The following is a 20,859-nucleotide window of genomic DNA, read 5'->3' as shown; positions in this document are numbered from 1 at the left end:
TCATGACGCCTGTCCGCCCTACCCGCCTGTCCGGCCTGGAACCGCTGGTCATCACCCCGGATCTGCTGTTCGTCAATGTCGGCGAACGCACCAACGTCACCGGCAGCGCGCAGTTCCGCAAGCTGATCAAGGAAGGCCGTTACGAAGAAGCGGTGGACGTGGCCCGGCAGCAGGTGGCCAGCGGCGCACAGATACTCGACGTCAACATGGACGAGGGCCTGATCGATTCGGAAGCGGCGATGACCCGCTACCTCAACCTGATCATGTCCGAGCCGGACATCGCCCGCATCCCGGTAATGGTCGATTCCTCCAAGTGGAGCGTGATCGAGGCTGGCCTGAAGTGCCTGCAGGGCAAGAGCGTGGTCAATTCGATTTCGCTGAAGGAAGGCGAGGAGCTGTTCCGCGAGCATGCGCGCAAAGTGCTGCGCTACGGTGCGGCGGCAGTGGTGATGGCCTTCGATGAGAGCGGGCAGGCCGACACCTGCGCACGCAAGGTTGAAATCTGCACCCGCGCCTATCGCCTGCTGGTCGATGAAATCGGCTTTCCGCCACAGGACATCATCTTCGACCCGAACATCTTCGCCGTCGCCACCGGCATTGAGGAGCATGACAACTACGCGGTCGACTTCATCGAAGCCACCCGCATCATCAAGCAGACGCTGCCGCACTGCCATGTGTCCGGCGGCGTGTCCAACGTTTCGTTCTCGTTCCGCGGCAACGAAACCGTGCGCCAGGCGATCCACTCGGTGTTCCTGTACCACGCGATCGCCGCGGGCATGGACATGGGCATCGTCAACGCCGGCGCCATGCCGATCTACGACGAGCTGGAGCCGGAACTGCGCGAGTGCGTGGAGGACGTGATCCTCAACCGCCGCTCTGATGCCACCGAGCGCCTGCTTGAAATCGCCGAGCGCTACAAGGGCAGCAAGGGCGCGGCGAAGACCGAAGACCTGGCCTGGCGCGAGAAGCCGGTGGACGCACGGTTGGCGCATGCGCTGGTGCATGGCCTGGATGCCTGGGTCGACGCCGATACCGAAGAAGCCCGGCAACGTTCCAGCCGCCCGCTGGACGTCATTGAAGGCCCGCTGATGGCCGGCATGAACGTGGTCGGAGACCTGTTCGGTGCCGGCAAGATGTTCCTGCCGCAGGTGGTGAAATCGGCACGTGTGATGAAGAAGGCAGTGGCCTACCTGCTGCCCTACATCGAAGCCGAAAAGGCCCGCAGCGGCGACACCGCCAAGAGCAACGGCAAGATCATCATGGCCACGGTGAAGGGCGATGTGCACGACATCGGCAAGAACATCGTGGGCGTGGTGCTGGCCTGCAACAACTTCGAAGTGATCGATCTGGGCGTGATGGTGCCGGCGCAGAAGATCCTCGATGCCGCCCGCGAGCACCAGGCCGACATCATCGGCCTGTCCGGCCTGATCACGCCGTCACTGGAAGAAATGAGCCATGTCGCCCGTGAAATGCAGCGGCAGGGCTTTGACCTGCCACTGATGATCGGCGGCGCGACCACCTCGCGTGCGCACACCGCGCTGAAGATCGACCCGCACTACAAAGCCCCGACGGTCTGGGTGAAGGACGCCTCGCGCGCCGTGGGCGTGGCGCAGTCGCTGATCTCGCGCGAGCTGCGGGATGCGTTCGTCGCCGCCAACGAGGCGGACTACGCTGAGATCCGCACCCGCCACCGCAACCGCGGTGACGCCAAGCGCCTGGTGTCGCTGGAACATGCACGTGGCCAGAAGTTCCAGTGCGACTGGCAGGCGTACACGCCACCCGCACCGAAGCAGCCGGGCCTGCATGTATTCGATGACTACCCACTCGCCGAGCTGGTCCCCTACATCGACTGGACGCCGTTCTTCCAGGCGTGGGAGCTGGCCGGCAAATATCCGGCGATCCTCACCGATGAGATCGTCGGCACCCAGGCCAGCGAGCTGTACCAGGACGCGCGCGCGATGCTCGACCGCATCGTCAACGAGAAGTGGCTGCGGGCCAAGGCCGTGTTCGGCCTGTGGCCTGCCAACAGCATCGGCGACGACGTACGTGTGCAGCATCCTGATGGCGAGGCCACCCTGCACTTCCTGCGGCAACAGGTGGACAAGCCGGCCGAACGCCCGGATTTCTGCCTGGCCGATTTCATCGCCCCGGCCGACAGCGGCAAGCAGGACTGGATCGGCGCCTTCGCAGTGACCGCCGGGATCGGCATCGACGCGCACGTGGCCCGTTTCGAGGCCGACCACGACGACTACAACGCAATCCTGCTGAAGGCCCTCGCCGACCGCTTTGCCGAAGCCCTGGCCGAACGCCTGCACCAGCGGGTACGTACCGGATTCTGGGGGTACGACCACGCCGAAACGCTCGACAACGAAGCGCTGATCGACGAAAAGTACCGCGGCATCCGCCCCGCGCCCGGTTACCCCGCCTGCCCCGAGCACAGCGAAAAACGCCGGTTGTTCGATCTGCTGGGCGCGGAAACCAACGCCGGCATGCAACTGACCGAGAGCTTCGCGATGCTGCCGACCGCGGCGGTGTCGGGCTACTACTTCAGCCACCCGCAGAGCCAGTATTTCGTGGTCGGCCGCCTCGGTCGCGAGCAGGTCGCCGACTACGCTCGCCGCAAGGGCGTGGATCGTGCCCAGGCCGAACGCTGGCTGGCGTCCAACCTCGACTACGATCCGGAATGAAAAAAGGGGACGGAGGGGATTAAGTCGTTCTTGGCACAAACGACTTAATCCCCTCCGTCCCCTTTTTGTCGGTGCTTACCAGACCAGGTCGTCGGGCACCTGGTACTGCGGGTCGGCGTACGGATCGTCCTCGGCCGGTGCATTCGGGTCGACCTTCAACGCCACCGAAGCGGCGAACACCGCCTCAGACTGGGCGAGGACTTCAGCCGTCACCAGCAGGTAGCGACCGTTGAGCTGGACCACGCCCAGTTCACCTGCATTGAGTGCCTTGAGCTGCTCGGCGGTGACGTAGATGCGCTTGATCTTGCCGCCGTACGGGAAGTGGCGCGCGATATCGGCCGCTTCGGCATTCAGGCTCTTGTCCTTCAGCAGTTCTTCCAGCTTCACCTTGGCCTCGCGGCGCTGGCGGGCTTCTTCCTGCTTCAGGCGCTCGGTCTCGATGCGCTCTTCCTTCTCCCGCTGCGCACGGATCGCGTAAGCCTTGGCCAGATCCATTTCCTCGGCGGTACGCGGCTTGCGCGGCCCCTGCCCGTGGCCCTGGCCACGCTGCTGGCCAGGCTTGCCCGGGCCGCCATTGCCATGCGCCCGCCGCTCGCCGGGTTTGTGTTCGCCCTTGCCAGCGTGCTGCGGCTTTCCATTGCCAGCGCCACCCTTGCCCTGCGGGCGGCCATCACGGCGGGGGGCATCATTCTTGCGCTCGGGCTTGGGCGCGGGCTTGAAGCCCAGGCCCATCAGCTGGTCGCGGAGGGTATCGCTCATAGGATATGGATCAGTAGTGCGGCGGCGGCGGTTCGCTCGCCGGATCAGAAGAATTCAATGCATTGCGGACCTTGCCCAGGTCTTCCAGCAGCACGCGCAGGATGCCGGCATTGCGGCTGCCTTCCATGCGCGCGTCTGCAAGTGCATCGCTCAGTTCGGCCAGCGCGTGCTCCTGGAAGGACACGCGCATCTCCAGCTCGACCAGGCGCGCTTCCAGCGCCTGCTCGCGTTCGGTCGGTACTTCAGACATGCAGCGAACGCCCCCGGCCAATGCCGTAATACGCAAGGCCGGCGGCCTCGACTTCAGCCGGCTCGTACAGATTGCGGCCGTCGAACACCACCGCATCCTTCAGCCGCTCGCGCAGCATCTGGAAATCGGGGCTGCGGAACTGCTTCCACTCGGTCACCACGACCAGTGCATCGGCGCCCTGCAGCGCATCGTCGGCGCTGTCACAGAACACCAGATCGTCGCGCTCGCCGAAGATCCGCTGCGATTCATGCATCGCCTCCGGATCGTAGGCGCGCACTGTCGCACCGCCTTCCCACAACTGGGCCAGCAGGCGGCGGCTGGAGGCCTCGCGCATGTCATCGGTGTTCGGCTTGAACGCCAGGCCCCACACGGCGAACGTCCTGCCGCGCACGCCTTCGTCTTCGCCCTTGTCGTAGTGGCGCTGGATCAGGGCAAACAGGTGCCCCTTCTGCGATTCATTGACCGCCTCCACCGCGTTCAGCAGCTTCGGCTCCAGGCCGGCCTGCTGCGCGGTGCGCGCCAGTGCCTGCACGTCCTTGGGGAAACACGAACCGCCATAACCGGCACCCGGATAGATGAAGTGCCAGCCAATACGCGGATCCGAACCGATGCCCTGGCGGACCTGCTCGACGTCGGCGCCCACGCGCTCGGCGATGTTGGCGATTTCATTCATGAACGAAATCTTGGTTGCCAGCATTGCATTGGCGGCGTACTTGGTCAGCTCGGCCGAACGCACGTCCATCTCCACCACGCGATCGTGGTTGCGATTGAACGGTGCGTACAGGCGACGCATCACGGCGACCGACTCGGCGCTGGTCGCACCGATGATGATGCGGTCAGGCCGCATGCAGTCGGCAACGGCGTCGCCTTCCTTCAGGAATTCGGGGTTGGACACCACATCGAAGGCGATATCCGCCCCACGCGCCGCCAGCTCCTCGGCAATGGCCGCACGCACTTTGTCGGCGGTGCCTACCGGCACCGTCGACTTGTTGACCACCACGGTCGGCACCGAAATGTACCGACCGATGGTGCGGGCCACGGCCAGCACGTACTGCAGATCGGCGCTGCCATCCTCGTCCGGCGGCGTGCCCACGGCGATGAACACCACCTGGCCGTGGCCGATGGCGGTCGCCGCGTCGGTGGTGAACACCAACCGCGACGCGGCGTGGTTGGCCTTCACCATCGGCTCCAGGCCGGGCTCGTAGATCGGGATGATGCCCCGGTTGAGGCCATCCACCTTGGCCTGGTCGATATCGACGCAGACCACCTGGTGGCCAACGTCGGCCAGGCAGGTGCCGGTCACCAGACCTACGTAGCCGGTACCAAAAATCGCAACGCGCATATCCGTGCTGACTCCGTGTTGGCTTACGGCAGAACGCCCAGCAGCTCGACGTCGAAGGTCAGGGTGGAGTTCGGACCGATCGGACCACCCGGGGTGCCGTTCTCGCCGTATGCCAGTTCACCCGGGATCCAGAAGCGGTACTTCGAGCCGACCGGCATCAGGGCCACGCCCTCGGTCCAGCCCTTGATGACCTGGTCCAGACCGAATTCGGCCGGGCCACGGCCCGCGGAACTGTCGAACACCGTGCCGTTGAGCAGCTTGCCTTCGTAGTTCACGCGCACCTTGCTGGAGGGCAACGGACGCTCGCCACTGCCCGGACGGATCACCTGGTACTGCAGGCCCGACGGGGTGGTCACCACGCCCGGCTGGGTCTTGTTCTTGGCCAGGAACGCGTTGCCTTCCTGACGGTTGGTCTGCGCTGCCTGTGCGGCCTTTGCCTGCATCTCGGCCTGCTTGGCACCCATGAACGACTGGATGGTGGCAGTGGCATCGGCTTCGCTCATCTTCGGCTGGCCCTTGCTCAGGCCAGTGTTGATTGCGTCAAACAGCGAAGCGGTATCGATATCGTCCTTCAGCTGTGCCAGCGACGGACCCACCGAATAAGCACCGATCATCTGCGCGACCTTGACCCGATCAACCTTCGCCGGCTGCGAGCCCGGCGCGACGCCCGGCACCTGCTGGCCGCTGCGGGCCATCACCACCTGGCGCAGGGCGGCATCGGTCGCCTTGGCCTGTTCCTGGGTGATCTGCGGCTGCAGGCCTTCGAAGGAACGCTCCACGGCAGTGCGCAGCGCGGCTGCATCGATTTCATCGGCGATCGGCGCGAACGACTTGGCCACATCCAGACCAATGGCGTAGCCGAGCTTCTGCTTGGGGGAATTCAAGGGTGCGGTCTCCTTGGCGGCCGAAGGAGCGGCCGGTTGTTGCGACAGGGCGACACCGGAGGTGCCCATCGCCAGAATCAGAACCGACGCCGCGGCGCCGCGCATTCCCATTTTCATTCGCTGCATTCCTGGAAGTGACTGGACGCCGACGTCGGCGCGAAAACACGTATTGTCGCACGCATGCCGTCGATGTCGAGGCATCCGTGCCGGCATTCAATGTGCGGCCGGTGCCGCCAGCGCCTTGTCGATGGCCGCTTTCAGCTGCGGATCATCCGGGGTGACCTTGCTGGCGAACTGGGCAATGACCGTGCCATCGCGTCCGACCAGATACTTGTGGAAATTCCAGGCCGGCGCCACGCCGGTGGCGGCGGTCAAGCGCTGATACAGCGGCGTGGCCTGCGCGCCGGTCACGTGCACCTTTTCGAACATCGGGAACTTCACACCATAGGTAAGCGTGCAGAAATCCTGGATCTGCTTTTCATCACCCGGCTCCTGCCCCTTGAAATCGTTGGACGGGAAGCCGAGCACGGCAAACCCCTTGCCGGCGTACTGCTTCTGCAGCGCTTCCAGACCCTCGTACTGCGGGGTATAGCCGCACTTGCTTGCCGTATTGACCACCAGCAGCACCTGCCCGTGGTAACGCTGCTGCAGGTTGACCTGCTGCTTGCCCGCCAGCGGCCGGTACGACAGATCCAGCAGATCGGCGGCCGAAGCGGCGGCCGACGTGGCCAGGCCTGCGGCCAGCAGGGTCAACAGGGACAGGCCGCGAAGGCGGCGCGAGGAGGCAGTCGACAAAGGCATGGGAGACGGTCCGCGGTAGCCATTCCAGGGGTCCGGCCGTGACCGGCCGGGAATCGGCCGAACTATAGCACCGGGGTCTGCACGTCTCTGGAGCGCATGCGTTGTCGCGCTTTGCACGGCGTGGCGGAAGCAGTCTGCCGCGCGTCCCAGCCCGCTGCTGATGACATAGCATGGACATGGCTGAATGGGAGGCGGACTGAAAACGCGCCTCCGCAGTTTCTCTTTTTCGATGCATATCAAGCGGTTGAACGAACATTGCGGTGCCGTGACCACCCCTGCCATCAGTTGGGTGGGGGCAGGACTTGCACACAGGCGTGCCGGTGTTATAGTTGCATACAACACCAGTCACCTGAGACAGGGGGAACCATGAACAGCCGGATGCGTCGCAGCCTTGCCGCCCCCGCGGTCACCGCGGTATCAACCCTGTTCGTGCTGGTCTGGCTGGCCATGCCGGCACCGCCGGCCGCGTCCTCCCCCACCCTCTCCGAAGACAGTACGCAGGACGCAGCAGCACCCACGGCAGGGAATGCCGCTCCCTCCCCCTCCCCCCCGCGTCGGCTGCACAGCTCCCTGTCCATGCCGTATTTCTCGTTCGCACAGCCGCTGACCCCACGGAGCTGAATATGAGCGACATCCAGTGGAGCGACGGCGCTCCCATCTACCGCCAGCTGAAGGAACGCGTGATCGCCATGATGCTTGACGGAATCCTCAAGCCGGGCGATGCCCTTCCTTCGGTGCGCCAGGTGGCCGCCGATTACCAGCTCAACCCCATCACCGTTTCGCGCGCCTACCAGGAGCTGGCCGATGAAGGCCTGGTCGAGAAGCGCCGCGGGCTGGGCATGTTCATGACCGAACAGGCGGCCACGCAGCTGCGCAGCAGCGAGCGCGAACGCTTCCTCAATGAAGAATGGCCGGCCGTACTGGAACGCATCCAGCGACTGGGCCTGAGTCTCGACGAATTGTTGCCCCAGGGGAAATTCTGATGAATGCCAGTCCCACTACCGCTGTGCCAAGCGACGCTGTCATTACCGCCCGTGGCCTTCGCAAGGCTTACAAGAACACGCTCGCGCTCGACAACGCCAGCTTCTCCATTCCGGCAGGCCGCATCATCGGCCTGATCGGCCCCAATGGTGCCGGCAAGACCACCGCGCTGAAGGCGGTGCTCGGCCTGACCTCGGTGGAAGGCGAGCTGAGCGTGCTCGGCCGCGACCCGCGCGTGCACCGCGACGATCTGATGAACGACATCTGCTTCATCGCCGATGTCGCCGTGCTGCCGCGCTGGCTGAAGGTGCGTGAGGCGATCGACTTCGTCGCCGGCGTGCACCCCCGCTTCGATCGCGCCCGTTGCGAACGCTTCCTGGCCAACACCAAGCTGCAGCCGAAGCAGCGCGTGCGCGAACTGTCCAAGGGCATGATCGTGCAGCTGCACCTGGCCCTGGTGATGGCCATCGACGCCAAGGTGCTGGTGCTGGACGAACCCACGCTCGGCCTGGACATCCTGTACCGCAAGGAGTTCTACCAGCGCCTGCTGGAAGACTACTTCGACGAGCAGAAGACGATCATCGTCACCACCCACCAGGTGGAAGAGATCGAGCACATCCTCACCGACGTGATGTTCATCCGCGATGGTCGCATCGTCCTCAATGCGGAAATGGACGAAGTCGGCGACCGCTATACCGAACTGCTGGTCGGTGCCGACCAGCTTGAAACCGCCCGCGCACTGAAGCCCATCGACGAGCGCAGCCAGGCCTTCGGCAAGACCGTCCTGCTGTTCGACGGGGTGCCACGCAGCCAGCTGGCCAGCCTGGGTGAAACCCGCAACGCCGGCCTTGCCGATCTGTTCGTCGCTGTCATGAAGGGGACCTACGCATGAATGCCGTCAACCATCCTGTCAGTCCCGCAGGCACCCTGCGCTGGCTGCTCAAGCGCGAATACTGGGAAAACCGCGGTGGTTTCCTGTACGCCCCGGTGATCGCCGGCATCGTCTCGCTGCTGATGAGCGGCATCGGCATCGGCCTGGGCCTGTTCGCCCTGCATCGTGCCGCCCGCGACGGCGGCCTGCACATCGACGGCGAGAGCGTGAACATCAACGGCCTGGATCTGGCCGTGCTGACCCGCGACATCAGCGCCAAGGACATGGCCGACCTGGGCAACGGCCTGGACCTGGCGATGGTATTGACCTCGTCCTGGCCACTGATCGTGCTTGCCTTTGTGGTGTTCTTCTATTGCCTGGGCGCCCTGTATGACGATCGCCGCGACCGCAGCATCCTGTTCTGGAAGTCGCTGCCGCTGTCGGACACCCAGACCGTACTGTCCAAGGTGCTCAGTGCACTGATCGTCGCACCGCTCATCGCCATCATCGCTTCCAGCCTGACCCTGCTCGTTTTCATGCTGATACTGTGCCTGGTGGTGGTCTCCCACGGCGGCGATGCGATGCAGTTGATCGTGGGACCTGCCAATCCGATGAGCCTGGTCATGGGCATGTTCGTGTCCATCCCGGTGTACGCCCTGTGGGCGCTGCCCACTGCCGGCTGGCTGCTGCTGTGCTCGGCCTGGGCACGGAGCAAGCCGTTCCTTTGGGCAGTGATGCTGCCGCTGTTCGCCGGCATCATCGTCAGCACCACCAAGCTGATGCACCTGTTCGACCTGACCACCGGCTGGTTCTGGCAACACATCGTCGGCCGTCTGCTGCTGGGTGCGATGCCGGGAATGGATCTGCTGTACCGCGCCGGTGGCGGTGAATCCAGGCAGGATCTGGACTCGATCGTGGCGCTGATGGCGCCCTCTGCCCAGCTCAAGTCGCTGGCGATGCCCGACCTGTGGATCGGCGCGGCCTTCGGCGTGGCCTTCATCTTCATCGCCATCCGCCTGCGCAAGCGCGCTGGCGAAATCTGATCGTCAACCTGGAGGCACCATCCATGCGTTCCTTGATTGCCTGTACTGCACTGTTGCTGTTGCCGCTGTCGGCGCTGGCCGCCGATGCACCGAACTGCAAGTTCTCCGCGCCGCGCGCGTTGAAGATCGACGCGGCCGGTGCCAAAGCGGTGGTGTTCGAGATCAACCAGCATGACCTGAAGGTGGTCGCCAGCACCGGTGGCGGCCAGCTCGAAGGCCGCGCGTGCGCGTCCAACAAGGACTGGCTGGACCAGCTGGTGCTGGACCAGCGCCGCGTGGGCGACAAGCTGGTGGTGAGCCTGCGCCGCGACAGCCGCGACGCGCTGTCGATGGGTAACAGCTACGCCTGGCTGGACATCCGTGGCAGCGTGCCGGACAACCTGCCGCTGCAGTTCAAGATCGGCTCGGGCGATGGCAGCATCGAGAACGCGCAGTCGCTGAGCATGGACGTGGGCTCCGGTGATGGCATCGCCCGCGGCACCCGTGGCAGCGTGCATGCCGCCGTGGGTTCGGGCGACCTGGACGTTGATGGCGCCGCGTCGTTCAACCTGCTCTCGCTGGGTTCGGGCGACGTCAACGCGCGCAACATCGGCGGTGATGCCAGCGTCGGCACCGTCGGCTCCGGTGACCTGAAGGTGACCGACGTGCGTGGCAACGCGCGGCTGGATACCGTCGGTTCGGGCGACATCGGCTTCAAGCAGGTGCAGGGCAACGTCGAGGTCGGCGTGGTCGGCTCCGGCAACGTCGATATCGAGCAGGTCGGCGGCAACGTCCGCGTGCGCAGCCACGGCTCGGGCGACATCGATGTCGACGGCGTGCGCGGCAACCTCACCGTCGAGCACAGCGGCAGCGGCGATGTCCAGCATCGCAACGTGTCCGGCACCATCACCCTGCCGCGCGGCAAGTAACGTCCAACCATCCGATCCGAGGGGAATGCCATGAGTCTGCTGCGCCTGCTGCCTGCTGCCCTGCTGTGCCTGCCGCTGATCGCCTGTGGCGACACGTCCAGCCCCGACAAGACCGCCGGCAAGGCGGTGGCCGAGACCGCGGGCGGCGCCGGCCAGACCGTCAAGGAGGCGATGGATGACGCCCGCAGGGAAATCGCCGAAGGCAACATCAATATCTCGGCCGACAACCAGCCACGCGCGGAGATCACCCCGCAGGGACAGCTGCTGATCGGTGGCAAGCCGGTGGCGCTGGACGATGGCCAGCGTCGCCAGCTGCTTGATTACCGCGGCCACGTGGTGGCGGTGGCGATGGACGGCATGGATGTCGGCCTGGCAGGCGCCAAGCTCGGCGCCAACGCCGCCGGTGAAGCACTGAAGGGCATCTTCAGCGGTGACAGCGAAGGCATCGAGAAACGGATCAACGCCGAGGCCGCCAAGATCGAAGCGCAGGCCAAGCGCATCTGCGACCGCATGCCGGCCATGCTGGCCAGCCAGCAGGCCCTGGCTGCTTCGCTGCCGGCGTTCAAGCCCTACGCCACGATGGACCAGAGCGATGTGGACGACTGCGGCAAGGACACCGTCGTCAACCGCTGACCCCTGTGACAGATCAGCGCACCCGGCCGGCCGCGCACCTGCGTTGCCGGCCGCTGCGCCCCGGCGGGCTTACAATGGCAGCCCCGGATGCACTTCATCGAACCGCCATGAAAAAGCTGTTTCTGCTGTTGGCCGCCCTGCTCTGCCTGGGCCTGGTCGGCTGTGACCAGGACTACCGCAACCACCGCGCCGAGCGTGGCAAACCCAAGATTTCCGTCAGCGAGAGCATCGTGACCGTGCGCCGCCAGCCGGCACCGAACATCATCATCCTGCCCGACGGGCAGATGAAGATCGACGAGATCCTGATCCCGCTCAACGCCGAACAGAAGCAGATGCTGCAGACGATGTTCGGCAAGCTGCAGGTGCTGCGCCAGAACACGCTGGTGGCCGCACCGGCCGACCCCAACATGCAGCCGGTGAAGATCGTGCCGCCGGAGGGCATGCAGGTGATTCCGCCGGACCTGGTGCAGACCATTCCCGAGTTCAAGGATTACACCGAGACCTTCGGCAACATCGTCGCCGACCGTCGCTGAAACGAACAACGCCGCCCTCCCGGGCGGCGTTCTTCTTTCTCGCCTGTAGTGGGTGCGGACCTCGGCCCGCACACCGCTCGATCAGCCGCCGGCACCACCGCCACCGGCCTGGATGCCACCGGCCGTCAACGCGGCCGGATCCAGCAGGCGGCGCAGCTCGGCTTCGGCCAGGCCACTGTCTTCCAGCGCCACGTCCAGCACCGGGCGCTGCTCCTTGTAGGCACGCTTGGCAATCGCTGCGGCCTTCTCGTAACCGATGATCGGGTTCAGCGCGGTCACCAGGATCGGATTGCGCGCCAGCGCCTCGGCCACACGGTCCTCGCGCACCTTCAGGCCGGCAATGGCGCTGTCGGCCAGCAGGGTCGACACATTGGCCAGCAGGCCGATGCCATCGAGCAGGTTCACCGCGATCAGCGGCAGCGTCACGTTGAGCTGGAAGTTGCCGGTCTGGCCGGCCACGGTGATCGCCGTGTGGTGGCCGATCACCTGCGCGCAGGCCATCACCGTCGCCTCCGGGATCACCGGATTGACCTTGCCCGGCATGATCGAGGACCCCGGCTGCAGTGCCGGCAGTTCGATCTCGCCCAGGCCCGCCAGCGGGCCGGCGTTCATCCAGCGCAGGTCGTTGGCGATCTTGATCAGGGCTACCGCCAGTGCATTGAGCTGGCCCGACAGCTCCACTGCATCGTCCTGCGCGGCCAGGCCTTCGAACTTGTTCTCGGCGCTGTCGAACTTGAAGCCGGTCTGCTGCTTCAGCGCCTTGGCAACCTGTGCACCAAAGCGCGGGTCGGCATTGATGCCGGTGCCGATGGCGGTACCGCCGAGCGGCAGGCGGCGCACGCGCTTGAGGCTGTCCTCGATGCGCTCCTGGGCCGAGGCCAGCTGCGCCGACCATGCACCGAATTCCTGTTCGAAGGTCAGCGGCATCGCATCCATCAGATGGGTGCGGCCGGTCTTGACCACCTTGCGCAGGCTGCGGCCCTTCTTGTCCAGCGTCCTGCGCAGGTGCACCAGCGCCGGCAGCAGCTGCTCATGGGTGGCCAGCACGGCCGACACGCGCAGCGCCGTTGGAATCACGTCGTTGGAGCTCTGCCCCTGGTTGACGTGATCGTTCGGGTGCACCGTGGTCTTGCCGGCCTTGCCGGCGCGATTGGCCAGGGTGGCGATGACCTCGTTGGCATTCATGTTCGAGGACGTACCCGAGCCGGTCTGGTAGACGTCGATCGGGAACTGCGCGTCCCACGTGCCGTCCGCCACTTCAGCCGCGGCAGACTGGATGGCCTTGGCCACGGTCTTCGGCAGATGGCCCAGCTCGGCATTGACGCCGGCGGCAGCGCCCTTGACCAGGCCCAGCGCACGGATGAAACCGCGCGGCATGCGCTGGCCCGACACCGGGAAATTCTGTACAGCGCGCTGGGTCTGCGCGCCCCACAGGGCGTCGGCAGGCACCTGCAGCTCGCCCATGCTGTCGTGCTCGATCCGGAATCCCTTGGGGGCACTCTTGCTTGCAGCTTTGCTCATTGCATCAACTCCGCACTACTTCAGTTGGGGAAAGGAAAGCGGCGGCTGGCAGGGTGTCGCTTCCCGGGCTGGCGGCTGCGACAACGATACTCCCTTGTCCGCAGCGTGGGATGGCGAGGACGGGCCAGATCGTTTCATCCGCAGGGCCGATTGAACGGGTAGCGCCGGGCCGCGCCCGGCGAGCGCGCAGCGCGGCCACCATCCGCCGGGCATGGCCCGGCGCTACCGAGCATGCGAAGGCCACGCGTCGTAGAATATCGGCCCCGCCGCTCGTCCCAGCCCTGCCGACATGTCCGAATCCGCCCTGCTCGCCCTGTCCCCGCTCGATGGCCGCTATGCCGGCAAGGTCGACGCCCTGCGCCCGATCTTCTCCGAGTACGGCCTGATCAAGGCCCGTGTCACGGTCGAAGTGGAGTGGCTGTTGGCCCTGGCCGCCGAGCCGGGCATCGTCGAGCTGGCCGCGTTCTCCGACGCTGCCATCGTCCGCCTGCGTGCACTGGCCAACGGCTTCAGCCCGGCCCAGGCCGCGCGCGTGAAGGAGATCGAGCGCACCACCAACCATGACGTCAAGGCGGTGGAGTACTTCATCAAGGAACAGCTGAAGGACGATGCCGAGCTGGCGCCGGCGCTGGAGTTCGTGCATTTCGCCTGCACCAGCGAAGACATCAACAACCTCAGCTACGGCCTGATGCTGGAACAGGCCCGTCGCGAGGTGCTGCTGCCGACCCTGGACGGCATCGCCACTGCACTGCGCACGCTGGCCCATGCCCAGGCCGGCCAGCCGATGCTGTCGCGCACCCACGGCCAGACCGCCTCGCCGACCACGCTGGGCAAGGAGCTGGCCAACGTGGTCGCCCGCCTGGAGCGCCAGCGCCGGCAGATCGCCGCGGTTGAACTGACCGGCAAGATCAACGGCGCCGTCGGCAACTACAACGCGCACATCGCCAGCTACCCGGATGTGGACTGGCCGGCCTTCGCCGAGCGCTTCGTGACCGGGCTGGGGCTGGTGTTCAACCCGTACACCACCCAGATCGAGCCGCACGACAACATCGCCGAGATCGGTGATGCCGCCCGCCGCGCCAACATCATCCTGATCGACCTGGCCCGCGACATCTGGGGCTACGTCTCGCTGGGCTATTTCAAGCAGCGCCTGAAGGAAGGCGAAGTCGGTTCGTCGACGATGCCGCACAAGGTCAACCCGATCGATTTCGAGAACGCCGAAGGCAACTTCGGCATTGCCAACGCGCTATTCGAGCATTTCAGCGCGAAGCTGCCGATCAGCCGCTGGCAGCGTGACCTGACCGATTCCACCGTGCTGCGCGCGCTGGGCACCGCGTTCGGTCACAGCCAGGTGGCGCTGGATTCGCTGGCCAAGGGCCTGGGCAAGCTGGAGGTGAACCCGCAGCGCCTGGACGCCGATCTGGATGCGGCGTGGGAAGTGCTGGCCGAGGCCGTGCAGACGGTGATGCGCCGCCATGGGCTGCCGAACCCGTACGAGCAGCTGAAGGCGCTCACCCGTGGCCAGGGCATCACGGCCGAGTCGATGCGCACCTTCGTGCAGGGGCTGGAGCTGCCGGCCGATGCCAAGCAGCGCCTGCTGGAGATGACCCCGGGCAGCTACACCGGCCTGGCCGAGTCGCTGGCGAAGAAGATTTAAGGGTTTTCCTTGCGGCGGCGGCCGCGGGCGCTGCCTGCGGCAGGCAACAGCAACGGCAACAGCAACGTCAAAAGCGGCTCTGGATTACTGCTAGCTGGGCGGGTCGGGATGGGCCAGCGGGACACGCCGTGAACCCATCCATGGGGGCTCGATGGCGCCATCCATGGCGCCAACGGTCCCGCTGGCCCATCCCGCCCCACCTCTGACAGATTCCCGGTGACGGATCGAAGAGCGTTGGGTTGTCGGGACGGAATTGAGAGAGGGACGCGGCTTCGCCGCGTCCCTCTTTGTTTATGGCGAAGGCAGTTGGAGCAAGCGCAGCGCGCGACCCGCTGTTGCCTTTGATTTTCTTCTTCCATTCCGTGGCGGACCCCGCAGGAAACTGTCAGGGGCCGGGGGGGTGGGCCATGCAGGGGCGTTGGCGCCATGGATGGCGCCATCGAGCTTACAGGGACGTACTTGCAGCGTCCCCTGCATGGCCCACCCGCCCGGCCAAGCTCGGCTTTTGCTTGTGAGCCTGACCGCCACGAGGGGCTCCGCCGTTGGCCGGACACCCCGCGACAAACCAGCACACGTGCGCAATCCCATCGAACGTCGGACAATGGAGCCCTTGGCGGCCCGCCACGCCGCCCCTCCCGCTTTCCGCTGCAAGGAACTCCCCCATGGCCGCCCGCAAGTCCTCCTCCCCCCTGATCGAAGTCACCGCCCGCCGCGGCCAGCCGCTGGGCATGGCACCGGCCACCTTCCTGCGTGACTTCTGGCAGAAACGCCCGCTGCTGATCCGCAATGCCTTCCCGGATTTCCAGACCCCGGTACAGCCGGAAGACCTGGCCGGCCTGGCCTGCGAAGAGGGCGTGCTGGCCCGCCTGATCGAGCATGACAAGGCCCAGGACAGCTGGCGCGTGCGCAGCGGCCCGTTCCAGGAAGACATCTTCCCCGCCCTGCCCGACCACGACTGGACCCTGCTGGTGCAGGACGTGGACAAATGGGACAAGGACGTGCGCGCCCTGATCGAACACTTCAGCTTCCTGCCGCGCTGGCGCATGGACGATGTGATGATCAGCTTCGCCGCTACCGGTGGCTCGGTCGGTGCCCATGTCGACCAGTACGACGTGTTCCTGCTGCAGGCCCACGGCCACCGCCGCTGGCAGATCGATGCCAGTGAATCGATCAAGGGCAAGCGCCCGCCGCTGGGCTTCCGCCCCGACGTGGAACTGAAGCTGCTGGAAGTGTTCAAGCCGACCCACGACTGGGTGCTGGCGCCGGGCGACATGCTGTACCTGCCGCCGAACGTGCCGCATCACGGCGTTGCCGAAGACCCGTGCCTGACGTTCTCGTTCGGCATGCGCGCACCGTCTTCGGCCGAGCTGATCAGTGACTATCTGGACACGTTGATCGCCGACGCCGACGAGAACATCCGCTACCAGGACGCCGACCTGAAGGCACCGGCCGACCCGAACGAGATCGACACCGTGGCGATGGCGCGGGTGATCACCGCGCTCAACGCCATCCGCATGAACGATCCGGACAAGCTGGGTGACTGGTTCGGCCGCTTCATCACCACCTACCGCGCCGCCGGCGAGGTGATGGCCCACCAGGCCGCGCCGCCGCAGGAAGAAGTGCTGGAGGCCCTGCAGTCGGGCCTGCTGCTGCAGCGTCACCCGTGGTCGCGCCTGGCCTGGCGCCGGGCCAAGCGCGGTGCCAGCCTGTATGTCAGTGGCCAGGACTTCGCCCTGCCGGTCAAGGACGCGCAGCGCCTGGCAGGTGCCGAGCAGCTCGACGCCGCCGCCTACCGCGGCCTGTCCGACAAGGGCCGTGCGGTGGTCCAGCAGTTGCTGGTCGGCGGCGTGTTCCAGCTGATCGATCCGAACGAGGTGTACTCCGACGAGGAGGAAGAGGTGCTGGGTGAAGTGATCGAGGGCCACGAGCAGGTCGAGGTGATCGAGGCTGACTCGATGTCCGATGACGTCCATCTGGTGACCGTGCACGACGACGGTATTGAAGTGATCGTCAACTTCGATGACCACGACGAAGACGACAGCGACGCCGGCCGCGGCTGAGCCATGAGCCCGCTGCGGGTCCAGCAGGTCAGTCACGCCGAGGCCCACGTCGCCATCCACGACGTGCGCCAGCGGGTGTTCGTGCAGGAACAGGGCATCGACGCCGCCCTGGAGCGCGATGCCCTGGATCCGGTCTGTGCCCACGTGCTGGCGCTGGATGCCGACGGGCATCCGGTCGGCACCGGGCGGCTGTCGCCGGATGGCCGCATCGGCCGCATGGCGGTGCTGGCGGCGTATCGCGGCCACGGCATTGGCGAGGCCCTGCTTGAGGCACTGGTGCAGGCCGGGCGCCAGCTCGGCCTGGCCGAGCTGCACCTGCATGCGCAGCTGCCGGCACGCGACTTCTACGCCCGCCAGGGCTTCCTTCCGGAAGGCCCCGAATTCGAAGAAGCTGGCATTGGCCACCAGCAGATGCGGCGCCGCCTGCAGGCCGTTTCCGCCATCGACAGCCGCGCTGAAGCGGTGGCGATCACCACGGCGATCATCCACCGCGCCCGCCGTCGATTGTGGCTGCACAGCCGGCAGCTGGACCCCGGCCTGCTGGATGCGCCACCGGTACAGGCGGCCCTGCGCCGCTTCGTCACCGCCCGCCACGACAAGCAGCTGCGGGTGATCGTGCATGACGCCGCAGCCATCGCCAGTGCCGGTGCGCCGCTGCTGGCGCTGTTCCAGCGCCTTCCCAGTGTGATCCAGTTCCGCGAGGTCGCCGATCCGATCGATCGCGCCCTGGCCTCGGCCTGCCTGCTCAACGATGCAGGCGACTTCTACTTTCGTCTCATCGGCCATCGCCTCGACGGCGAATCGGCAATCGCGCTGCCGGCACGTTCGCAGCCGTTCGAGCAGCAATTGCAGCGTGTCTGGGACCGTTCGCGCGAATGCAGCGAATTGCGCGCACTCGGCATCTGACCGCGACGGGGTGCGCTCAACCTGTCTGGGACCGACACCGGGGGACGCCCGATGCCCTCGTCGCTGCCCCTTCGTGTCCGGATGGGGGTACAATTTGGCCGTTTGAACGCGCCCGTGCATGGCTATTCATCTTCGTGCCGGGTCCTTCTGAAGCCATACCCCACAAAGCGAATCAGCACCCTCCATCGTGGACAATCAACTGAAGCAGTTTGCGCAATCTTCGCAACTCGCCGGCGGCAACGCCTCCTATGTCGAGGACCTGTACGAGCAGTACCTGGTCTCCCCGGATAGTGTCGATCCCAAATGGAAAACCTACTTCGACGGCTTCAAGGGCCGCGAAGCGGGCGACATTCCGCACTCGGCCGTCATTTCCCACATCGCGGACGCGGCCAAGGATGCGCTGAAAGCAGGCACCGGCACCGGTGCAGGCGATGAGCGCGAGCGCAATGTCGGTCGTCTGATCACCGCCTACCGTTCGCGTGGTCATCTGGACGCCCGCCTGGACCCGCTGGGCCTGGCCTCTCCGGTCAACACCCCGGACCTCGGCCTGCCCTTCCACAACCTGTCCGATGCTGACCTCAACAGCGAGTTCAGCACCGGCGGCGTGGGTGGCCAGCCGCGCATGAAGCTGCGTGACCTGCTGGCGCGCCTGAAGGCGACCTACACCGGTTCGATCGGTGCGGAGTTCATGCACATCTCCGAGGTCGAGCAGCGCCAGTGGATCTACAAGAAGCTGGAACTGGCCGGTGGCAACTACCAGCTGGACGCTGACACCCAGCGCCGCACGCTGGAGCGCCTGACCGCCGCCGAAGGCCTCGAGCGCTACCTGCACACCAAGTACGTCGGCCAGAAGCGCTTCTCGCTGGAAGGCGGCGACTCGCTGATCCCGATGATGGACACCATCATCCGCAGCGCCGGCAAGGATGGCGTCAAGGACGTGGTGATCGGCATGGCCCACCGCGGCCGCCTGAACGTGCTGGTCAACACCCTCGGCAAGAACCCGCGCAAGCTGTTCGACGAATTCGAAGGCAAGTTCGAGCACGACGAGCACGCTTCGGCCGGCGATGTGAAATACCACATGGGCTTCTCCGCCGACGTGGCCACCGAGGGTGGCCCGGTGCATCTGGCCCTGGCGTTCAACCCGTCGCACCTGGAAATCGCCGACCCGGTGGTTGCCGGCTCGGTGCGTTCGCGCCAGGAGCGCCGCAAGGACACCGCGCGCAAGCAGGTGATGCCGATCCTGATCCACGGCGACGCGGCCTTCTCCGGCCAGGGCGTGGTCATGGAGCTGTTCCAGATGTCGCAGGCCCGCGGCTTCGCCGTTGGCGGCACCGTGCACATCGTGGTCAACAACCAGGTCGGCTTCACCACCTCCAATCCGCAGGACACGCGCTCCACGCGCTATGCCACCGACGTGGCGAAGATGATCGCCGCCCCGGTGCTGCACGTGAACGGCGATGATCCGGAAGCGGTGGTGTTCGCCGCGCAGCTGGCGTTCGAGTTCCGCCAGAAGTTCGCCAAGGACGTGGTCATCGACCTGATGTGCTACCGCCGTTGGGGCCACAACGAGGCCGACGAGCCGGCGATCACCCAGCCGCTGATGTACCAGGTGATCCGCAAGCACGCTACCACCCGCGAGATGTACGCCGAGCAGCTGGAAAAGGCAGGCGTGATCGCCGCCGGCGCCGGCAAGGCGATGGTCGATGCGTACCGCGAGAAGCTCGATGCCGGTGAAGTGACCACCGAGCTGGCCAAGGTCGAAAAGACCCCGCCGACCAGCCCGCTGTTCGTTGATTGGCCGAAGCTGCTGGAAGGCAAGCTGTCCGATCCGGTGTCGACGAAGGTCGACAAGGACAAGCTGGTCGCGCTGGCCAAGCTGATCAACACCGTGCCCGAAGAAGTGCAGCTGCACTCGCGCGTGTCCAAGGTATACGACGACCGCCGCAAGATGGCTGCCGGCGAGATCCCGGGCGACTGGGGCTTTGCCGAGAACCTGGCCTACGCCACCCTGCTGGATGAAGGCAGTGCGCTGCGCCTGGTCGGCCAGGACGTCGGCCGAGGCACGTTCACTCACCGCCACGCGATCCTGCACGACCAGAAGACCGACAACTACTACCTGCCGCTGCGGCAGCTGGTGGATTCGCCGGAGAAGGCCACCGTCATCGATTCGCTGCTCAGCGAAGAAGCAGTGATGGCCTACGAGTACGGTTTCTCGACCACCGATCCGAACACCCTGTGCATCTGGGAAGGCCAGTTCGGCGACTTCGCCAACGGCGCCCAGGTGGTGATCGATCAGTTCATCGCCGCCGGCGAAGCAAAGTGGGGCCGCATCTCCGGCCTGACCCTGCTGCTGCCGCATGGCTATGAAGGTCAGGGCCCGGAACACAGCTCGGCGCGCCTGGAGCGCTTCCTGCAGCTGTGCGCGCTGGAGAACATGCTGGTGGTGGTGCCGTCGACCCCGGCGCAGGCCTTCCACATGCTGCGTCGCCAGCAGCACCTGACCACCCGCAAGCCGCTGGTGGTGATGTCGCCCAAGTCGCTGCTGCGCCACAAGCTGGCCGTGTCGACCCTGGACGAGCTGGCCAATGGCGAGTTCCAGCACCTGATCGGCGATGCCAATGCAGATGCCAAGAAGGTCAAGCGCGTGGTGCTGTGCTCGGGCAAGGTCTACTACGACCTGCTGGAAGACCAGACCAAGCGTGGCCAGGACGACGTGGCGATCATCCGCGTGGAGCAGCTGTACCCGTTCCCGCGTGCGCTGCTGGCTGCCGAACTGAAGAAGTACGGCAAGGCCACCGACGTGGTGTGGACGCAGGAAGAACCGCAGAACCAGGGCGCGTGGTACCAGATCCGCCACCACCTGCAGTTCTGCCTGGCCGATGGCCAGAGCCTGCACTACGCCGGTCGCGCACGTTCGGCTTCGCCGGCTGCCGGTCACATGGCTGACCATGTCCGCGAACAGCAGCAGCTGGTCGCCGATGCACTGGTCAACCCGTTCAACGACTCGTTCGCTGAATAACTCT

17 protein-coding genes are annotated in these 20,859 nt (G+C 65.8%); 11 read left to right on the top strand and 6 right to left on the bottom strand.

Going from position 1 to position 20,859, the window contains the following annotated elements:
* The first annotated feature begins 2 nt into the window (after positions 1 to 2).
* Entirely contained in the window at positions 3 to 2,687 is a 2,685-nt protein-coding gene (gene metH, locus M2299_RS02360; protein ID WP_280883775.1) for a methionine synthase, read from the top strand.
* 75 nt (positions 2,688 to 2,762) lie between these two features.
* On the opposite strand, the gene M2299_RS02355 is transcribed toward metH, so the two are convergent.
* The 5 genes from M2299_RS02355 to M2299_RS02335 all read right to left on the bottom strand — a co-directional run bounded on the left by M2299_RS02355 (position 2,763) and on the right by M2299_RS02335 (position 6,723).
* Positions 2,763 to 3,446 (bottom strand): DUF2058 family protein, encoded by a 684-nt coding sequence (locus M2299_RS02355; protein WP_032976315.1) that lies wholly within the window; start codon positions 3,444 to 3,446, stop codon positions 2,763 to 2,765.
* A 10-nt stretch (positions 3,447 to 3,456) separates the two neighbouring features.
* Positions 3,457 to 3,696: a SlyX family protein gene (locus M2299_RS02350; protein ID WP_025876828.1), complete on the bottom strand. Its 240-nt coding sequence runs from the start codon at positions 3,694 to 3,696 to the stop codon at positions 3,457 to 3,459.
* The gene (locus tag M2299_RS02345) at positions 3,689 to 5,038 is read right to left on the bottom strand and encodes a UDP-glucose/GDP-mannose dehydrogenase family protein (protein ID WP_025876827.1); all 1,350 of its coding nucleotides are present in this window, start codon (positions 5,036 to 5,038) and stop codon (positions 3,689 to 3,691) included. Before M2299_RS02345 ends, M2299_RS02350 begins: the two co-directional genes overlap by 8 nt.
* Positions 5,039 to 5,061: 23 nt before the next feature.
* A complete protein-coding gene (locus M2299_RS02340; RefSeq protein WP_025876825.1) occupies positions 5,062 to 6,039 on the bottom strand; it encodes an FKBP-type peptidyl-prolyl cis-trans isomerase in 978 nt (325 codons plus the stop codon).
* Between the two features lie 96 nt (positions 6,040 to 6,135).
* A complete protein-coding gene (locus tag M2299_RS02335) occupies positions 6,136 to 6,723 on the bottom strand; it encodes a glutathione peroxidase (RefSeq protein WP_025876823.1) in 588 nt (195 codons plus the stop codon).
* A 623-nt stretch (positions 6,724 to 7,346) separates the two neighbouring features.
* Between M2299_RS02335 and M2299_RS02330 the strand changes: the two genes are divergently transcribed.
* From M2299_RS02330 to M2299_RS02305, 6 genes are all read left to right on the top strand, one after another.
* A complete protein-coding gene (locus M2299_RS02330) occupies positions 7,347 to 7,706 on the top strand; it encodes a GntR family transcriptional regulator (protein WP_012511573.1) in 360 nt (119 codons plus the stop codon).
* On the top strand, positions 7,706 to 8,596 hold the full coding sequence (locus M2299_RS02325) for an ABC transporter ATP-binding protein (protein ID WP_032976317.1): 891 nt from the start codon (positions 7,706 to 7,708) through the stop codon (positions 8,594 to 8,596). The genes M2299_RS02330 and M2299_RS02325 overlap by 1 nt, the downstream gene beginning before the upstream one ends.
* Positions 8,593 to 9,618: a hypothetical protein gene (locus tag M2299_RS02320; protein ID WP_025876815.1), complete on the top strand. Its 1,026-nt coding sequence runs from the start codon at positions 8,593 to 8,595 to the stop codon at positions 9,616 to 9,618. Before M2299_RS02325 ends, M2299_RS02320 begins: the two co-directional genes overlap by 4 nt.
* A gap of 23 nt (positions 9,619 to 9,641) precedes the next feature.
* A complete protein-coding gene (locus M2299_RS02315; RefSeq protein ID WP_025876813.1) occupies positions 9,642 to 10,526 on the top strand; it encodes a DUF2807 domain-containing protein in 885 nt (294 codons plus the stop codon).
* Positions 10,527 to 10,556: 30 nt separating this feature from the next.
* A complete protein-coding gene (locus tag M2299_RS02310) occupies positions 10,557 to 11,159 on the top strand; it encodes a DUF2884 family protein (protein WP_099843022.1) in 603 nt (200 codons plus the stop codon).
* 107 nt (positions 11,160 to 11,266) lie between these two features.
* Positions 11,267 to 11,692 carry a hypothetical protein gene (locus M2299_RS02305; protein ID WP_032951937.1) on the top strand — a complete coding sequence of 142 codons (426 nt, stop codon included), beginning with the start codon at positions 11,267 to 11,269 and terminating at the stop codon, positions 11,690 to 11,692.
* An 81-nt stretch (positions 11,693 to 11,773) separates the two neighbouring features.
* Here the strand turns inward: M2299_RS02305 and M2299_RS02300 are convergent, their stop codons facing one another.
* A complete protein-coding gene (locus M2299_RS02300; protein WP_080148444.1) occupies positions 11,774 to 13,213 on the bottom strand; it encodes a class II fumarate hydratase in 1,440 nt (479 codons plus the stop codon).
* Positions 13,214 to 13,502: 289 nt separating this feature from the next.
* Here M2299_RS02300 and purB point away from each other — a divergent pair, with 289 nt between their 5' ends.
* The 4 genes from purB to M2299_RS02280 all read left to right on the top strand — a co-directional run bounded on the left by purB (position 13,503) and on the right by M2299_RS02280 (position 20,855).
* Entirely contained in the window at positions 13,503 to 14,870 is a 1,368-nt protein-coding gene (gene purB / locus M2299_RS02295) for an adenylosuccinate lyase (protein ID WP_033831519.1), read from the top strand.
* A 662-nt stretch (positions 14,871 to 15,532) separates the two neighbouring features.
* Entirely contained in the window at positions 15,533 to 16,930 is a 1,398-nt protein-coding gene (locus M2299_RS02290) for a cupin domain-containing protein (RefSeq protein ID WP_099843024.1), read from the top strand.
* Positions 16,931 to 16,933: 3 nt separating this feature from the next.
* Positions 16,934 to 17,836, top strand: coding sequence for a GNAT family N-acetyltransferase (locus M2299_RS02285; protein ID WP_099843026.1), 903 nt, complete (start codon positions 16,934 to 16,936; stop codon positions 17,834 to 17,836).
* 187 nt (positions 17,837 to 18,023) lie between these two features.
* Complete coding sequence (locus M2299_RS02280) at positions 18,024 to 20,855, top strand: 2-oxoglutarate dehydrogenase E1 component (protein WP_032978870.1); 2,832 nt, start codon at positions 18,024 to 18,026, stop codon at positions 20,853 to 20,855.
* Positions 20,856 to 20,859 lie beyond the last annotated feature (4 nt).

This window comes from Stenotrophomonas sp. 1278 (genome assembly GCF_029892765.1).
GTDB classification, from domain to species: Bacteria; Pseudomonadota; Gammaproteobacteria; order Xanthomonadales; family Xanthomonadaceae; genus Stenotrophomonas; species Stenotrophomonas indicatrix.
Note: the sequence above shows the minus strand (reverse complement) of the source record. Positions and strands in the feature narration are given on the sequence as shown.

What these genes read in the sequence shown, in the direction of transcription:
- M2299_RS02330 (WP_012511573.1), top strand. Translation starts at nt 7,347, where the DNA reads ATGAGCGACATCCAGTGGAGCGACGGCGCTCCCATCTACCGCCAGCTG.
- M2299_RS02340 (WP_025876825.1), bottom strand. Translation starts at nt 6,039, where the DNA reads ATGAAAATGGGAATGCGCGGCGCCGCGGCGTCGGTTCTGATTCTGGCG.
- M2299_RS02315 (WP_025876813.1), top strand. Translation starts at nt 9,642, where the DNA reads ATGCGTTCCTTGATTGCCTGTACTGCACTGTTGCTGTTGCCGCTGTCG.
- M2299_RS02310 (WP_099843022.1), top strand. Translation starts at nt 10,557, where the DNA reads ATGAGTCTGCTGCGCCTGCTGCCTGCTGCCCTGCTGTGCCTGCCGCTG.
- M2299_RS02305 (WP_032951937.1), top strand. Translation starts at nt 11,267, where the DNA reads ATGAAAAAGCTGTTTCTGCTGTTGGCCGCCCTGCTCTGCCTGGGCCTG.
- M2299_RS02350 (WP_025876828.1), bottom strand. Translation starts at nt 3,696, where the DNA reads ATGTCTGAAGTACCGACCGAACGCGAGCAGGCGCTGGAAGCGCGCCTG.
- M2299_RS02345 (WP_025876827.1), bottom strand. Translation starts at nt 5,038, where the DNA reads ATGCGCGTTGCGATTTTTGGTACCGGCTACGTAGGTCTGGTGACCGGC.
- M2299_RS02285 (WP_099843026.1), top strand. Translation starts at nt 16,934, where the DNA reads ATGAGCCCGCTGCGGGTCCAGCAGGTCAGTCACGCCGAGGCCCACGTC.
- M2299_RS02355 (WP_032976315.1), bottom strand. Translation starts at nt 3,446, where the DNA reads ATGAGCGATACCCTCCGCGACCAGCTGATGGGCCTGGGCTTCAAGCCC.
- metH (WP_280883775.1), top strand. Translation starts at nt 3, where the DNA reads ATGACGCCTGTCCGCCCTACCCGCCTGTCCGGCCTGGAACCGCTGGTC.
- M2299_RS02325 (WP_032976317.1), top strand. Translation starts at nt 7,706, where the DNA reads ATGAATGCCAGTCCCACTACCGCTGTGCCAAGCGACGCTGTCATTACC.
- M2299_RS02335 (WP_025876823.1), bottom strand. Translation starts at nt 6,723, where the DNA reads ATGCCTTTGTCGACTGCCTCCTCGCGCCGCCTTCGCGGCCTGTCCCTG.
- M2299_RS02290 (WP_099843024.1), top strand. Translation starts at nt 15,533, where the DNA reads ATGGCCGCCCGCAAGTCCTCCTCCCCCCTGATCGAAGTCACCGCCCGC.
- M2299_RS02320 (WP_025876815.1), top strand. Translation starts at nt 8,593, where the DNA reads ATGAATGCCGTCAACCATCCTGTCAGTCCCGCAGGCACCCTGCGCTGG.
- purB (WP_033831519.1), top strand. Translation starts at nt 13,503, where the DNA reads ATGTCCGAATCCGCCCTGCTCGCCCTGTCCCCGCTCGATGGCCGCTAT.
- M2299_RS02300 (WP_080148444.1), bottom strand. Translation starts at nt 13,213, where the DNA reads ATGAGCAAAGCTGCAAGCAAGAGTGCCCCCAAGGGATTCCGGATCGAG.